Below are 16,422 nucleotides of genomic sequence, written 5' to 3'. Positions count from 1 at the left end.
ACTGCTTGTTGCTGTTTTTAAGAAGTTTTTAAATATAAATTCGTCTCAATTAATTAACCCAAATATTAACTCTATGAGGAAAATTTTACTTTTAATTTTAATTCTTTCTTTTTCACAAATAAATGCCCAATGCTGGCAAACAGTAACTTCTGGATCCAGCTATAATATTGCTCTAAAAACAGATAATAGTTTGTGGAGCTGGGGCAACAATAAAGATGGGCAGTCAGGAGATGGTACTTTACTAAACAATTCTTCGCCAAAAAAAATCGGAACAGATACTGATTGGAAAACAGTAGTCACCGGAACTAATCATACAGTTGCTTTAAAAAATGATGGCTCCTTGTGGGCCTGGGGTAGCAATCAATATGGGCAATTAGGAGACGGTACCAGCGTAAACAAAAGTATCCCTACACGTATAGGGTCTGCTAGTGATTGGCAAACAATTGCAGCAGGAAATCAATATACAGTAGCCTTAAAAAAAGATGGAACTTTATGGGCCTGGGGCGATAATTATTTTGGACAATTAGGAAATGGTACCAGTTCAGGACCTGGCGTCCCTAAACAGGTTGGAACAGATAAAGATTGGAAAACGATAACGGTAGGCTATCATCACACAATTGCCCTAAAAACAGATGGGAGCTTATGGACTTGGGGAAGTAATGATGATGGAAAATTAGGAGATGGCACTACTAAAGATGGTTATTCACCAAAAAAAATCGGAACAGATACTGACTGGAAGACGATCTGTGGAGGAGGAAGTCATACCCTTGCTATAAAAACAGACGGATCTTTATGGGCTTGGGGACAAAATACATATGGTGAGTTAGGAAACGGTACAACTATGAGTAGCTATATTCCGATAAAAATAGGAATATCTACAGATTGGAAAACTTTAGGTGCGGCGGGAGATCATTCAATTGCAATAAAAACTGATGGCTCTTTATGGACTTGGGGATATAATTCACACAACGAATTAGGAAATGGTAAATATTCAAACAGTCTTACACCAGTACAAATAGGGACAGGAAAAAGCTGGCAGGCGGTAACTGCAGGTTGGTACTACACAACTGCAGTAAGTACTGATGGTGTCATGTGGACTTTTGGAGATAATGCAGAGGGACAATTAGGAGATGGTACAACTGTTAATAAAAATGTCCCTATAATTGTTCCTTGCTCTGACATGTTGAGTCTTAATATAAATGTGGTAAATGTATCTTGCTTAGGTATGCATAATGGTTCTGCAACTGCTATTGCAGGAGGAGGAACCGCTCCTTACACTTATTTATGGTCTAACGGAGGAACAGGTTCTTCCGTAAAAGATTTAGCACCCGGCACATATACGTGTAAAGCAACAGATGCGTCTTCATTAACAACTATTAGCTCCTTTACAATTACTGAACCCAATCTTATCTCTTTTAATACAACAAGCATTGGTGCGTGTAATGGTAATAACGGAAATATCACCATTATCGCAAATGGAGGAACAAAACCTTATGAATACTCCATTTCAGATGGTATGAACTTTCAAGATTCAAATATCTTTAATAATTTATCGGCAGGAAATTATTCTGTAACGGTAAGAGACGTCAATGGATGTATCACAATGTCGAATTTTGTAATGGTCGATTCAAACACTACTCAACCGCCAACGGCAAATTCACAAACATTTGATGAAGGCGCAACCGTTTCCAATTTAGTAGCCAATGGCACAAACATTAAATGGTATGCTGATCATGTATCGTCGAATGTTTTAAGTTCATCAACTGTTTTACAAACTGGTACATATTATGCATCGCAAACAATCAACGGATGTGAAAGCTCTTCAAGAGTAGCAATAACCATAACTATTAAGCCAATTCAGATTGATGAAAAAATACCTACAAATGGTTTAGTTGCGTATTATCCATTTAATGAAAATGGGAATGATGTCAGCGGTAATAAAGCGCATGGAACTGTTTTTAATGCTGCTTTAACAACGGATAGATTTGGAAATATAAATAGTGCTTACAGCTTTAATGGTCTCACTGATTATATCAACGCAACCATACCGAATATTCCTCAAGGCAATTCTCCAAGAACAATTTCTGGTTGGTTTAAAACAGATAAAGCTTTCGCTGATCCAAATAAATCTGAAACTTGTATTTTTAATTATGGCGAGTTAGAAAATTTACAAAGACTTTCTCTGTCAATTTACAGTAAAGGTTATCTTAATATTACTACGGGACCAAATTTTTCAAGTAATGATTTTTACCTAAATAATTTTAATTATGCTGATGATAGTTGGTACTTCTTTACTCTTACTTACGATGGAGATACTATTTCAATATATATAAATAGCCAGCTTATAGATAAAAAAGCTTTAAAATTAAATACTACTACAAATAATCTTTTTAGAATTGGGCAAAGGTTACCAGACAATAAAAATGAAGCCTTTAAGGGTAAAATTGATGATATTGGTATCTGGAATCGTGTTTTAACTCCCGAAGAAATTTCAGCAATGTATACTCCTGGGGAGCAGCCAGCTTATACTTTAATTCCGGATCCGAATTTTGAACAAAAATTAATCAATTTAGGATTGGATAATTTTCCGCGTGATGGAAAAATCCACACATCTAGTATTAACACCTTAACTTCCTTAGATGTTAGTAAAAGTAATATTTCAGATTTAACAGGAATACAAGACTTCGTATCATTAACTGATTTAAATTGTAGTCAAAATTCATTAACAGCATTAAATATAAGTAAAAATACCGCTCTAACTACTCTAGATTGTAGTACCAATAGAATAACCTCTCTAGACGTAAGTAATAATATTGCTTTGCTTAATTTGAGCTGCTATTCGAATCAATTAACATCTTTAAATGTTAAGGCAAATAAGGCGCTAACAAAATTAGATTCGGGTTCAAACCAATACACTTCTTTAGATGTAAGCTCAAATACTGCCTTAACGTTTTTGGGCTGTAATACAAGTCAATTAACCACTTTAGATGTACGTAATAATACAGCTTTAAAACTTCTTGATTGCCGCGAAAATAAATTAACCTCATTGGATGTTTCTAACATTACTACTCTAACAGAGCTATATTGTCAATCTAATCAATTAACAAATTTGAATATAAGCAAAAATAAAGTTTTAGAATTTGTAAACTGTTCAAAAAATCAGCTAACCTCCTTAGATGTTAGCGCAAATACTTCCTTAGTTGGATTATATCCTAATTCCAATCAATTAACGAGTCTAAATTTAAAGAATGGAAATAATGATAAACTTACCTATCTAAATTTTGTTAATAATCCAAATTTAACTTGCATACAGGTCGATGATGTGGCGTACGCCAATGCAAACTGGTCTAGCAAAAAAGATCTTACTGCAAGCTTTAATACGAACTGTAATGACGGCTATACTTTAATTCCTGATCTGAATTTTGAAAAAGCCCTAATTGCCAAAGGAATTGATTCTGGAACTCCCGACGGAAAAGTCCTTACCTCAAAAGTAGCTTCGGTAATTAACTTATATATTAACGAAGAATCAATCAGTAGTTTATCTGGAATTCAAGATTTTAAGTCTATAAAAACTCTTTTTTGCGATGGAAATCAAATTACCAGCATCAATCTTTCTAATAATACTGCTTTAGAAAATTTATCTATAGGCGATAATCAGTTAAAAGATTTAGATGTTTCTAAAAATATAGCTTTAAAAAGTCTCTATTTTCACAACAACCAAATAGACAGCATAAATGTTTCACAAAATACAACTTTACGATCGTTATATATGCCTGGAAATAAGGTAAGAGATTTAAACGTTTCAAAAAATACTGCTTTAGTGCACTTAACCTGTAGTTCCAATTTATTAACTACTCTTGATCTTTCTCAAAATAAAGCTCTTGAAGATTTAATTTGTGATCATAATCAATTAACAGAATTAGACATTACTAAAAATATTTTACTGAACGGTTTGTATTGTAACAGTAATAAACTAACCGCTTTAAATACTTCAAAAAATACTAATCTAATCAGGATCGAATGTGATTCTAATCAAATTACTCGTTTAGATACTTCTAATAATCCTTTATCAGGAGGTTTGAACTGTAGTTCTAATTTATTAACGTCTCTTGATATTTCAAAAAACACTTCTTTAGATTATCTAAAATGTGCTTCCAATCAGTTAATTAGTCTTAATTTAAAAAACGGAAACAATACCAAATTCATCAATACCACTATGGTTGATAACTTAAAAAATAACCCAAATTTAACTTGCATTCAAGTTGATGATGTAGACTATGCGAATAAAAACTGGATGAATGCTAAAGATTCTTGGGCTTCGTACAATACTACTTGTACAGTAGAATATGTGGCGCTTCCAGACACTAATTTTGAGCAAAGGTTAATTGATTTAGGAATTGACACTGATGGTCTTAATGGAAAAATCACAATTGCTAATGCAAGTTCGATAACAAGTTTGGACCTTTCAAACAGTAATATTAAAAATCTAACTGGTATTGAATATTTTACTTCATTAACAACTTTAGATATAAGCAATAACCAAATTACTTCTCTTGACGTAAGCACCAATTTACTTCTAGAAACGCTAGATGCTTCATCAAATCAGCTTACTACATTAGATTTATCCGAAAATACTAGGCTCAGAATTGTATATGTTGTGAATAATCCTTTGGTTTATTTAAATCTTCGAAACGGAAACAATGCTAATTTTATTCTGCCATCAAATACTGGAAAAAAATCTGCTTCTGGATTATATACCACTTTCTTAGGACTTACAACACTTAGTTGCATACAAGTTGATGATGAGAATTATTCAAATACAAACTGGTCAAACATCAAAGAATCAACCACTACGTATTCTAATACTTGTAAGAGTCTAGGCATTGACAAATCTGAGTTTAGCCAAGTTATTTTATATCCAAACCCAACAAAAGGAGAAATAACGATTAATAATATTACATTAGACCAAGCAACAGTTTATAACGCGTTAGGACAATTTGTAAAATCTTTTACTTTAAATAATGTAAATACAAATAATACGATCGATTTATCTGGCTTACCTAGAGGAGTTTATTATGTGTATCTAATCAATGGAGATGCCGCTTCTGCTAAAAAAGTTATAGTAGAATAATCGTCCCTTTTTCAAAAAATAAAAATCCCATTTTCAATATTAGAAAATGGGATTTTTTTATGTCTAATTTATTCTGTTTAAAGAATCTCTTCGCAAGTAAGAACATCTTTCAATCGAACACCTTTTTCGGTATGCTCAACAGTAATAATTTGATTGTGTGCATCGTGTTCTAAAAACAAATAATGATTATTATCTGTTGCCAAATTCAAAAATTTTGATTTCTCCGGCATTGTCAACAAAGGTCTTGTGTCATAACCCATCACATACGGAAGCGGAATATGCCCCGCTGTTGCTAATAAATCGGCACAAAAAACAATCGTTTTATCTTGGTATTTTATATACGGAATCATCTGTTTTTCGGTATGCCCGTCAACATAATAAATATCAAAACCAAGTTCTTTTGCAAATCCAAAATCAGATTCTGGTCTTTCAATAAAATTCAGCTGACCGCTTTCTTGCATTGGCAGGATATTTTCAGACAAGAAAGAAGCTTTTTCTCGAGCATTGGGTTTTGTTGCCCATTCCCAATGGTTTTCGTTTGTCCAGAATTTGGCATTTTTAAAAGCTGGCTCATAACCCGTTTTGTCGGCATTCCATTGAACGCTTCCTCCGCAATGGTCAAAATGAAGATGTGTCATAAAAACATCTGTAATATCGTCTCGATTAAAACCATATTTCGCTAGAGAATTATCTAAAGAATGTGATCCCCAAAGCGAATAATATCCAAAAAACTTTTCAGATTGCTTATCGCCCATTCCAGTATCAATTAAAATAAGACGATTTCCGTCTTCAATCAATAAACATCGAGCAGCAATATCAATTAAGTTATTAGCATCGGCAGGATTTGTCTTGTTCCAGATTGTCTTGGGAACAACGCCAAACATTGCGCCTCCGTCTAATTTAAAATTTCCGGATTCTATTGGGTAAAGTTTCATGAGAATAATTTTCTAAAAGAACAAAGCTAGAAAATTCAAATCCCTTTTGCTAAAATTTAAAGCTAAAAACAAATTTTCTAATTATTCTAATGTAATCGAAGTGCTTCCCATTATTTCCTGCTTATCAAAATAATTCACAAAATAAGTGCCTTTCTTAAACTGGTCAGCATTCAAAATTCCATAAGCATTTACCGATTTGCCTTGAAAATCTGCACTTACTATAAAACTATAAACAAGCGCTTTATCATTACCAAATTCAATCAGTTTATTATCTCCCAGAACCGTATTTTTCTGATCTAAAACCTGAACATAAAAAACTCGTTTTCCTGTTTTTGCAACAGCATTTCCGTTAACCGTAAAACTAATTTTAAGTTTTTTTGTATTCTTTGCTTTTGTCGTTTCCAATTCAGCACCAGAATTTTTTTCACGAAGTGCAATAGCTTTAAAATTGCTTAAATACAATTTTGAAGCATCTTTTAAAGTCGTTTCTAATTTTTTCTGTTTAGAAACCAAAGTGTCATTTTCTACTTTTTGATTGTACATGACAACATTCTGGCTTTCTATTTCTGTCAATAAATTTTTATTCTGAGATTTCAGTTTTCTAATTTCCTGAATTCTTCCTACTAATGACGAATTCAAATCTGAAAGCTGATTTCGATAAATTCTAATTTGCTCCGCCGATGGATTATTAGAAGCTTTAATAATAGCTACTAAATTCTCAACATTTTTACGCTCTAACTCTAATTCTTTAGATAAAGCTGTTTTTTCTAAAATAGCCTGATCATATGCGTTTTTTAATGTGTTTAAAGAATCCAAAATATTCTTTTGCTCACTTGCTTCTTTACTTTCAAATGGCATTATATTGGTAATGCTTTCCTTTTTAGCTTCACTATTATTCTTATCAGGTTCACTGCTAAAAACCAAGACTACAGCACCTAATCCTAAAACAAAAATTATAGCAAACAAAGGTTTAAACCACTTTATTTCATTTTGTTTTTTCATAATTACTCCTAATTTTCTGCAAAAATATTGAATAAAAAATGGCTATTATCAGTAGAAATACTTGTTTTTTAACATTTAGGAGCGATATTTGCAGCTATTTCTAAAATAAAGATCCATTTGGCCATTTTAAGACCAATTTTATCAAAATAAGTAATATCTATTTTCACATTTGTTATAATAATGTGAACCGTTATGGAAAAAGGTTTTTAAGTCGTATCTTTGCCGATAATTTCTATTTAACATTGAAAATTAGCGTTTTAAATCTGTACTAAATTCATTACAGAGAAAAAATGCTCATTAAAAACAAACATCTAAGAACAATGATAAAAGTTTCAGATACTGCCAAAAAGAAAATCATCGACCTGATGACTGATGATGGTTTTGACGCCGCAAGCGACTACGTTAGAGTAGGTGTAAAAAGCGGTGGATGCTCTGGTTTGTCTTATGATTTAAAATTTGACAAAACCAAAGGAGAAGACGACAAAATATTCGTTGACAACGACATACAAATTGCTGTAGAAAAAAAATCATTCTTATACCTAGCCGGAACAATTTTAGAGTTCTCTGGCGGATTAAACGGAAAAGGATTTGTTTTCAATAACCCAAATGCAAGTAGAACTTGCGGATGCGGAGAATCATTCTCTCTTTAGTCAAAAGCTGAAAGTTGTAAAGTCATAAAGACTTCAATTGACTTTCGAACTTTAGACTCCAAAACTTTAGACAATAACAAAAATAATGAGCAAATACACCGAAGACGATTTAAAGATCGAACTGGAAACTAAAGAATATGAGTACGGATTTTATACCGATATAGAATCTGAGACTTTCCCTATTGGCTTAAACGAAGAAATTGTAAGAGCTATTTCTCTTAAAAAAGAAGAACCTGAATGGATGACCGAATGGCGCATCGAGGCTTTCCGCGCTTGGAAAGAAATGATCGAACCAGAATGGGCAAACGTACATTACGAAAAACCAGATTTTCAGGCTATTTCATATTATTCAGCTCCAAAACAAGTAGATCCTAACAAAACGCTGGACGATGTTGATCCAGAATTATTAGAGATGTACAAAAAGTTAGGAATTTCGATAGACGAGCAAAAAAAGATGAACAATGTCGCTATGGATATTGTTGTCGACTCTGTTTCGGTAGCTACGACTTTCAAGAAAACTTTGGCAGAAAAAGGAATTATTTTCTGTCCGATTTCTGAAGCAATTAAAGAACACCCTGAATTAGTAAAAAAATATTTAGGAACTGTTGTACCTCAAAAAGACAACTTTTATGCAGCATTAAACTCAGCAGTTTTCTCTGATGGAAGTTTCTGTTATATTCCAAAAGGCGTAAAATGTCCAATGGAACTTTCAACGTATTTCAGAATCAATCAAGCAGGAACTGGGCAATTCGAAAGAACTTTAGTTATTGCAGATGAAGGAAGCTACGTTTCTTACCTTGAAGGATGTACTGCTCCAAGCCGTGACGAAAACCAATTACACGCCGCTGTGGTTGAATTAATCGCTTTGGATGATGCTGAAATTAAATATTCTACAGTTCAAAACTGGTTCCCAGGAAACAAAGAAGGAAAAGGTGGAGTTTACAACTTCGTAACTAAAAGAGGTTTATGCGAAACAAACGCTAAAATTTCTTGGACGCAGGTTGAAACAGGTTCTGCTGTAACTTGGAAATATCCTTCTTGTGTATTAAAAGGAGATAATTCAGTAGGAGAATTTTATTCTATTGCTGTGACCAATAATTTCCAACAAGCTGATACTGGAACAAAAATGATCCATTTAGGTAAAAATACTAAATCGACTATTATTTCTAAAGGTATCTCGGCTGGAAAATCACAAAATAGCTACCGTGGTTTAGTGCAAATCTCGCCAAGAGCTGAGAACGCAAGAAACTTTTCACAATGTGATTCATTGTTAATGGGTAACAATTGTGGCGCACATACTTTCCCTTATATCGAAAGTAAAAATCCAACAGCAAAAATCGAGCACGAAGCAACTACAAGTAAAATTGGAGAAGACCAAGTTTTCTACTGTAACCAAAGAGGAATTCCGACTGAAAAAGCGATTGCCTTAATTGTAAACGGTTTCAGTAAAGATGTGTTGAATAAACTTCCAATGGAATTTGCTGTTGAAGCTCAAAAATTATTAGAGATTTCTTTAGAAGGATCTGTAGGTTAAAAAAGTTTCATGTTTCAGGTTTCAAGTTTTTGATCCGAAACTTACTTTTGCAACCATTAAAAAAGAATTTTATATCATATTAAAATAAAAGATTTTTCAAAGTTTCGCTTTTCAGCACAACTGAGAACTTGAAACTTGAAACTTTAAACAAAAAAAAGATGTTATCAATAAAAAACCTTCACGCCGCAATTGGTGATAAAGAAATCCTTAAAGGAATTAATATAGAAGTTAAAGCTGGAGAAGTTCACGCTATCATGGGACCAAACGGTTCTGGAAAAAGTACACTTTCTGCTGTTATCGCAGGAAACGAAAACTACGAAGTTACAGATGGAGAAGTAATTCTTGACGGAGAAGATCTTGCTGATTTAGCTCCAGAAGAAAGAGCACACAAAGGTGTTTTCCTTTCTTTTCAATATCCTGTAGAAATTCCTGGAGTTAGCGTTACAAACTTCATGAAAACTGCTATCAATGAAACTCGTAAAGCAAATGGGCAAGAAGAAATGCCAGCTAACGAAATGCTGAAAGTAATTCGTGAGAAATCTGAATTGTTAGAAATCGATCGTAAATTTCTTTCTCGTTCTCTTAATGAAGGTTTTTCTGGAGGAGAGAAAAAAAGAAACGAAATCTTCCAAATGGCAATGTTAGAGCCAAAATTAGCTATCCTTGACGAAACCGATTCTGGTCTTGATATCGATGCTTTAAGAATCGTTGCAAACGGGGTGAACAAATTGAAAAGCGACAAAAACGCTATTATCGTAATCACGCACTACCAACGATTATTAGATTATATCGTTCCTGATTTCGTTCACGTTCTTTACAACGGAAGAATCGTAAAATCTGGCGGAAAAGAATTGGCTTACGAGCTTGAGGAAAAAGGATACGACTGGATCAAAGCAGAGAACTAATTCTAAGTCGTAAAGTCGAAAGTCAAAAGTCGTAAAGTCGAAAATACAATATGAGTAAATTCAAATCTTTTGAAGAAATAAATTCCTGGCAAAAATCTCGAATCTTCAATAAGAAAATATATTTGATTACTGAAAATTCTAATTTCAAAAAAGACTTTGATTTTGTTAGACAAATAAGACGTGCATCACTTTCTATATCATCAAATATAGCAGAAGGTTTTGAGAGAAATACAGACAAAGAGTTTATTTACTTTTTATATGTAGCCAAAGCATCCGCAGGAGAAGTAAGATCTCAATTATATTTAGCTTTTGATTTAGAATATATTATAAAAGAAGAATTTGAAATGCTTTTAGAATCGGTAACAGAAATATCGAAATTATTAAGCGGTTTCATTAAATATTTGAGCCCAAAGTCATAAAGTCGAAAGTGATAAAGTCAAAAACTTTATGCTTTAATTCTTGACCTTTTGGCAAAAAACAGTCGACAATCCAAAGTCTTTCGACTTTCGACTTTCGACTTTAAGACTAAAACAGAAAATGGATTTAAAAGAAAAATTAGTATCGTCTTTTATGGCTTTTGAAGAGCGTGTCGATGTACATTCAGATTTACATGACATACGCACAAATGCTTTAAAAAATTTCGAAAATAAAGGTTTCCCAACCAAAAAAGAAGAAGCTTGGAAATATACATCGCTAAATGCCATCTTAAAAAATGACTTTACGGTTTTTCCAAAGCAAGAAAATGCAATCGAATTCAACCAAGTAAAAAAATACTTTTTACACGAAATTGATACGTACAAATTAGTATTTATTGATGGCGTTTTCAGTTCGCATTTGTCTTCTACAACGCATGATGGAATCGATGTTTGCTTGATGTCATCGGCATTGACCAAACCAAAATACAAAATGGTTATTGATACTTACTTTAATCAAATTGCAAGTAAAGATGATAGCTTAACTTCATTAAATACTGCTTTTGCTATTGAAGGTGCTTTCATCAATATTCCGAAGAAAAAAGTAGCTGACAAACCAATTGAGATTATGTACTTCTCAACTGGAAACGAAGCAGCTTTGATGGTTCAACCAAGAAATTTGGTAATTGTGGGTGAAAATTCGCATGTTCAAATTATTGAGCGTCACCAAAGTTTGAACGAAAATCCAGTTTTAACAAACTCTGTTACTGAGATTTTTGCTCAAAAACGTGCGATTGTTGATTATTACAAAATTCAAAACGATAATAGCGAAGCGAATTTAATTGACAACACTTATGTTTCGCAACAACAAGAAAGCCACGCTTATGTGCACACTTTCTCTTTTGGTGGAAATTTAACTCGTAACAACTTAAACTTTTACCATTTTGGCGAAAGATTGACAAGTACGCTTAACGGAATTTCGATCTTAAACGACAAACAACACGTTGATCATTATACTTTGGTAAACCACGCACAACCAAACTGCGAAAGTTTCCAGGATTATAAAGGAATTTTCTCTGATCGTTCGACTGGAGTTTTCAACGGAAAAGTTTTGGTTGAAAAAGAAGCTCAAAAAACAAATGCTTTCCAAAAAAGCAACAATATTTTATTGAGTGATAAAGCAACTATCAATGCAAAACCACAATTAGAGATTTTTGCAGATGACGTAAAATGTTCTCATGGTTGTACTGTTGGACAGCTTGATGAAACAGCAATGTTCTACATGCAGTCTCGTGGAATTCCAAAAAAAGAAGCAAAAGCTTTATTGATGTACGCATTCTCAAATGCCGTTATCGAAAGCATCAAAATACCGGAATTAAAACAAAGAATTACTAAAATCATTGCTACCAAATTAGGTGTGAATTTAGGATTTGATTTGTAGTCAGGTTTTACCGCAAAGACACAAAGGTTACGCAAAGTTCGCAAAGTTTATTACAAAACTTTGCGAACTTTGCGTTTTTACTTGGCGTCTTTGCGGTTAAATTTTATTTTTTTACTGAAGAAATGACATCTTTCAGAAAACCATTAAAATCAAATCCAGGTTCTTCTTCCTTCACTCCCATTCTAACAATTACCATATCCAAAGACGGAATAATCGCTACCATTTGACCTTGGTAACCACTGCAATAAAACATATCACGAGGAACATCTGGAAATTTCCCTCCAGCGTTTAGCCAAAATTGCGCTCCATATTTCCCCTCAGAAGTATTGGTTGGAGTTGCTGTGTATTTTACCCAGCTTTCGTCAAGGATTTGTTCGCCGTTCCAGTTTCCTTTATTCAGATACAATAATCCAAATTTTGACCAGTCTCTTGGTGTTGCCCATCCGTAAGATGAACCTACAAAAGTTCCTGACATATCCTGCTCAACAATCATCGAGTTCATTCCGATTTTGTCGATTACAGCGCTATACCAAAAATCAAGATATTCTTGTTGGGTTTTAAATTGGCTTCTTAAAATTCTCGATAATAAGTTTGTCGTTCCTGATGAATAGTACCAATGCGTGTTTGGTTTATATTTCGCAGGTTTGTCCATTTGCACTTTCCCCATATCTGCAGACTGAAAAAGCATTTGTGTCGCGTCGCAGATTGTACTATAGTTTTCTTCCCATTCTAAACCGGAATTCATGTGAAGCAAATCGTTAATCGTAATATTTTTGCGTTCGTCATTCTGCCATTCTTTGATAGGCGCTGGTTTATTAATGTCAATTTTTCCTTGTTTAGCCAAAACTCCAAAAGCCGAACTTGTGATACTTTTTGTCATCGACCAGCCTAAAATTTTACTGTCTTTATTGAATCCCGTATCGTATTTTTCGCCAATTAATTTGTCTTTATATAGAACTACAACAGCACGCGTGCGTTTTGCCTTTCCTCCATCTTTATCAAAAGAATCATCAATTGCTTTTTTCAATTTTGCGTAATCCACATTCGCGAAAGCGGTATCTTTCGGTTCATTATTCCCATATGGAAAAGGGAGATTATTTACCAATTTTGTTCTTTTCGGAAGCAAATAAGGTTTCGAAATATCGTACTCATCATTAATTAATAAAGCACCTAAACCTTCTCTATAAATCGCTTTTCTTTCTTTCAAGCCATAAACAGATGAAATAGCATATTTTCCTGCATCATCAATGGAGTTTTTCGCCAAATCAATCATATCGATATCATTGTCGGTTTTCTGAATTAAATCCAATGGGCGATTATCTATAAAATGTCCAGAAGCGACACTTTTGGCAGAAAAACCGGAAATCAAATCAAGTTTCGGATACGTTGTAAATCCGAAATACAAAAAAGCAAGAACCACAACAAGTAAAAGTACTTTGAGAAATTTTTTCATGATATGTTAGTTATTTTTATTGCAATATAAATAATTTATGTTCACGATTTTAGAACTCAAATAACAAATCTGATTGGAATAATGCAGGAAATTGAATTGATTTTTAAGGAATCAGCATTTGCACCTTGTAACAATGGCGCCATAAAAGGAAATTATAGAATTAATGTATAAACAAATTTAGTTTTAGTACTTTTGTAAATAGATTTTTTCTAAATAAGACATGCTAGATATTCAAAAAATAAGAGCTGATTTCCCGATACTTTCTCAAACTGTAAACGGAAAGCCATTAGTATATTTCGACAACGGAGCTACTTCGCAAAAACCACAAGTTGTAATTGATGCTGAAGTAAAATATTATCAGGAAATCAACGCCAATATTCATCGTGGCGTTCACACTTTAAGCCAGTTAGCAACTGATGCTTACGAGATTTCTCGTGGAAAAGTAAAAGATCACATCAATGCAAAACATGCTCATGAAGTGCTTTTTACTTCGGGAACAACGCACGGAATTAATTTAGTTGCAAACGGATTTGCTTCAATTTTAAAACCTGGTGACGAAGTAGTTGTTTCTTCATTAGAACATCACAGTAACATTGTGCCTTGGCAAATGTTATGCGAAAAAACAGGTGCTGTTTTAAAAGTTATTCCAATCAATGACAATGGAGAATTAATCATTGAGGAATTTGATAAACTGCTTTCAGATAAAACGAAAATCGTTACTGTAAATCATATTTCAAACGCATTGGGTGTGATAAATCCAATCAAATATATTATTGATAAAGCACATTCAGTTGGCGCTGCAGTTTTAATTGACGGTGCTCAAGCAGTTCCGCATTTAAAACCAGATGTTCAGGAATTAGATTGCGATTTTTATGCTTTTTCAGGACATAAAATGTGCGGCCCAACGGGAACTGGAATTCTTTATGGAAAAGAAGCTTGGCTAAACAAACTTCCTCCATATCAAGGTGGTGGCGAAATGATCAAAGAAGTTACTTTCGAAAAAACAACTTATGCCGATCTTCCTCATAAATTTGAAGCAGGAACACCAAATATCGCTGGCGGAATTGTTTTAGGAACTGCTATTGATTATTTAAACGAGATCGGTTTTGATAAAATTCATGAATATGAAAATGAATTGTTAGAACACGCTACAAAACGTCTTAACGAAATTGAAGGCATCCGAATTTACGGAAATACCAAAAATAAAGCATCTGTAATTTCGTTTAATATTGACGGAATTCACCCGTATGATGTTGGTTCTATTATAGATAAATTAGGAATCGCGGTTAGAACAGGACACCACTGTGCCCAACCAATTATGAATTTCTTCTGTATTCCGGGAACGATTCGTGCTTCTTTCTCATTTTACAATACAAAAGAAGAAATTGATGCCATGGTTGATGCTGTTAAAAAAGCACAAACCATGTTAAGCTAAAAAACAAATTATATGCGAATAGTATCATTATTGCTCCTGACACTTTTTATTGCTACGGGATGCTGCAGTCAAAAAAAAGCCGATATGAAATCGACTCAAATTGAATACTCTGCGCTTTCTAGAGGTTATTATAAAGTAATAACAGTACAAAACAAAACGGTATCGGTTGTTAAGGAACGTAATGCTGAAGCTGTTAAAAGCAATATTAATGATGCAAAATGGAACGAGATTGTTTCAGCATATTCAAAAGTTAATTTAGACAATCTTTCTACCTTAAAAGCACCGACAGACAAACGCACTTATGATGGCGCCGCTATCGGAAATTTAAAAATAACTAAAGACGGAAAAACATATGAAACAGCAGGTTTTGACAATGGCTTTCCGCCAAAAGAAATCGAAAAACTAGTTAATTTATTAGTTGATTTTTCTAAAGAATAATTATGACGATAAAAGAAATACAAAACGAAATAATAGACGAATTTTCAATGTTTGATGATTGGATGCAGCGTTATGAGTACATCATCGAACTAGGAAAAAGTCTTCCGTTAATTAAAGAAGAATACAAAACCGATGATAATTTAATCAAAGGCTGTCAGTCTAAAGTTTGGCTGCAAGGTGAACAGCAAGATGATAAAATTGTTTTTACGGCAGATAGTGATGCTATTTTGACTAAGGGAATTATTGCGATTTTAATTCGTGCTTTCTCCAATCAAAAAGCAAAAGATATCTTAGAAGCTGATACTGATTTTATAGACGAAATTGGCTTAAAAGAACATTTATCTGCAACACGTGCTAACGGATTGGTTTCGATGATAAAAAACATCAAAATGTACGCTTTGGCTTTTGATGCTAAAAACAAAAATTAAATTTTAATTAACCATATAAGTGATATAAGAAAATTTAAGTTTTGAGCTTAAATTATTCATACAGTAAAATGTAAGAAATTTATGCAAAACATTTGAATGAACTTACATTTCTTATATAGCAAAAAACAAATAAAGTAAGTTTTATCTTTCTTTTTTATTTCTTATAATTGCTAAAAAAGCAATGATTACAAAGAAATATTTGACTGATTTAATTTATCAGGTTAATGGAGCCGCAATTGAAGTTCATAAAAGTATTGGAGCAGGACTTTTAGAAAGTATTTATCATCAATGCATGATCAAAGAATTATCATTAAGAGGAATCAATTTTAAATCCGAATTGGTAATTCCTATTGAATATAAAGGTTTAGAACTAGAGTCAAATCTAAGATGTGATCTATTCATCGAAAATTGTTTAGTTCTTGAATTAAAATCTGTTGATCAAATTGTACCTGTTCATGTTGCAAAACTGATGTCTTATATGAAACTTTTAAAGTCACCAATAGGTTTAATGATAAACTTCAATGTGACAAATATCTATCACGAAGGACAAAAAACATATATTAACGAGTTATATCGTTGGTTAGAAGATTAAACATAAAAACAAACATCATCATTAATTTTTAAGTTTAGTTTTAAATGAACTTATATGACTTATAT

13 protein-coding genes are annotated in these 16,422 nt (G+C 33.1%); 10 read left to right on the top strand and 3 right to left on the bottom strand.

Annotated elements, in window-relative coordinates:
- The first annotated feature begins 73 nt into the window (after window positions 1–73).
- Window positions 74–5,131, top strand: a complete 5,058-nt coding sequence (locus AC5ZCW_RS05710) for an RCC1 domain-containing protein (protein ID WP_496118419.1) — start codon at window positions 74–76, stop codon at window positions 5,129–5,131.
- A gap of 77 nt (window positions 5,132–5,208) precedes the next feature.
- Here AC5ZCW_RS05710 and AC5ZCW_RS05705 read toward each other — a convergent pair whose 3' ends face one another.
- Together AC5ZCW_RS05705 and AC5ZCW_RS05700 are read right to left on the bottom strand one after the other, a co-directional pair.
- Window positions 5,209–6,066 carry an MBL fold metallo-hydrolase gene (locus AC5ZCW_RS05705; protein WP_496118417.1) on the bottom strand — a complete coding sequence of 286 codons (858 nt, stop codon included), beginning with the start codon at window positions 6,064–6,066 and terminating at the stop codon, window positions 5,209–5,211.
- 81 nt (window positions 6,067–6,147) lie between these two features.
- Window positions 6,148–7,068 carry a DUF8428 domain-containing protein gene (locus tag AC5ZCW_RS05700; protein WP_496118415.1) on the bottom strand — a complete coding sequence of 307 codons (921 nt, stop codon included), beginning with the start codon at window positions 7,066–7,068 and terminating at the stop codon, window positions 6,148–6,150.
- A 320-nt stretch (window positions 7,069–7,388) separates the two neighbouring features.
- Between AC5ZCW_RS05700 and AC5ZCW_RS05695 the strand changes: the two genes are divergently transcribed.
- The 5 genes from AC5ZCW_RS05695 to sufD all read left to right on the top strand — a co-directional run bounded on the left by AC5ZCW_RS05695 (window position 7,389) and on the right by sufD (window position 12,011).
- A complete protein-coding gene (locus AC5ZCW_RS05695) occupies window positions 7,389–7,718 on the top strand; it encodes a HesB/IscA family protein (protein ID WP_012023267.1) in 330 nt (109 codons plus the stop codon).
- Window positions 7,719–7,803: 85 nt separating this feature from the next.
- A complete protein-coding gene (gene sufB, locus AC5ZCW_RS05690; RefSeq protein ID WP_177211367.1) occupies window positions 7,804–9,252 on the top strand; it encodes a Fe-S cluster assembly protein SufB in 1,449 nt (482 codons plus the stop codon).
- 158 nt (window positions 9,253–9,410) lie between these two features.
- Window positions 9,411–10,157 carry a Fe-S cluster assembly ATPase SufC gene (sufC, locus tag AC5ZCW_RS05685; RefSeq protein WP_008466070.1) on the top strand — a complete coding sequence of 249 codons (747 nt, stop codon included), beginning with the start codon at window positions 9,411–9,413 and terminating at the stop codon, window positions 10,155–10,157.
- Window positions 10,158–10,207: 50 nt separating this feature from the next.
- On the top strand, window positions 10,208–10,576 hold the full coding sequence (locus tag AC5ZCW_RS05680; RefSeq protein ID WP_198854913.1) for a four helix bundle protein: 369 nt from the start codon (window positions 10,208–10,210) through the stop codon (window positions 10,574–10,576).
- Window positions 10,577–10,694: 118 nt separating this feature from the next.
- On the top strand, window positions 10,695–12,011 hold the full coding sequence (gene sufD / locus AC5ZCW_RS05675) for a Fe-S cluster assembly protein SufD (protein WP_111368792.1): 1,317 nt from the start codon (window positions 10,695–10,697) through the stop codon (window positions 12,009–12,011).
- 103 nt (window positions 12,012–12,114) lie between these two features.
- Here sufD and AC5ZCW_RS05670 read toward each other — a convergent pair whose 3' ends face one another.
- The gene (locus tag AC5ZCW_RS05670) at window positions 12,115–13,464 is read right to left on the bottom strand and encodes a serine hydrolase domain-containing protein (protein WP_496118411.1); all 1,350 of its coding nucleotides are present in this window, start codon (window positions 13,462–13,464) and stop codon (window positions 12,115–12,117) included.
- Between the two features lie 220 nt (window positions 13,465–13,684).
- Here AC5ZCW_RS05670 and AC5ZCW_RS05665 point away from each other — a divergent pair, with 220 nt between their 5' ends.
- The 4 genes from AC5ZCW_RS05665 (at window position 13,685) to AC5ZCW_RS05650 (ending at window position 16,357) form a co-directional block, all read left to right on the top strand.
- Complete coding sequence (locus AC5ZCW_RS05665) at window positions 13,685–14,899, top strand: aminotransferase class V-fold PLP-dependent enzyme (protein ID WP_343540538.1); 1,215 nt, start codon at window positions 13,685–13,687, stop codon at window positions 14,897–14,899.
- A 12-nt stretch (window positions 14,900–14,911) separates the two neighbouring features.
- The gene (locus AC5ZCW_RS05660; RefSeq protein ID WP_496118409.1) at window positions 14,912–15,337 is read left to right on the top strand and encodes a hypothetical protein; all 426 of its coding nucleotides are present in this window, start codon (window positions 14,912–14,914) and stop codon (window positions 15,335–15,337) included.
- 2 nt (window positions 15,338–15,339) lie between these two features.
- Window positions 15,340–15,765 (top strand): SufE family protein, encoded by a 426-nt coding sequence (locus tag AC5ZCW_RS05655; protein ID WP_281634477.1) that lies wholly within the window; start codon window positions 15,340–15,342, stop codon window positions 15,763–15,765.
- 181 nt (window positions 15,766–15,946) lie between these two features.
- Window positions 15,947–16,357, top strand: a complete 411-nt coding sequence (locus AC5ZCW_RS05650; protein WP_496118407.1) for a GxxExxY protein — start codon at window positions 15,947–15,949, stop codon at window positions 16,355–16,357.
- Window positions 16,358–16,422 lie beyond the last annotated feature (65 nt).

The organism is Flavobacterium sp. PLA-DH12, assembly GCF_059511845.1.
This window is presented reverse-complemented; position numbering and strand designations above follow the sequence as displayed.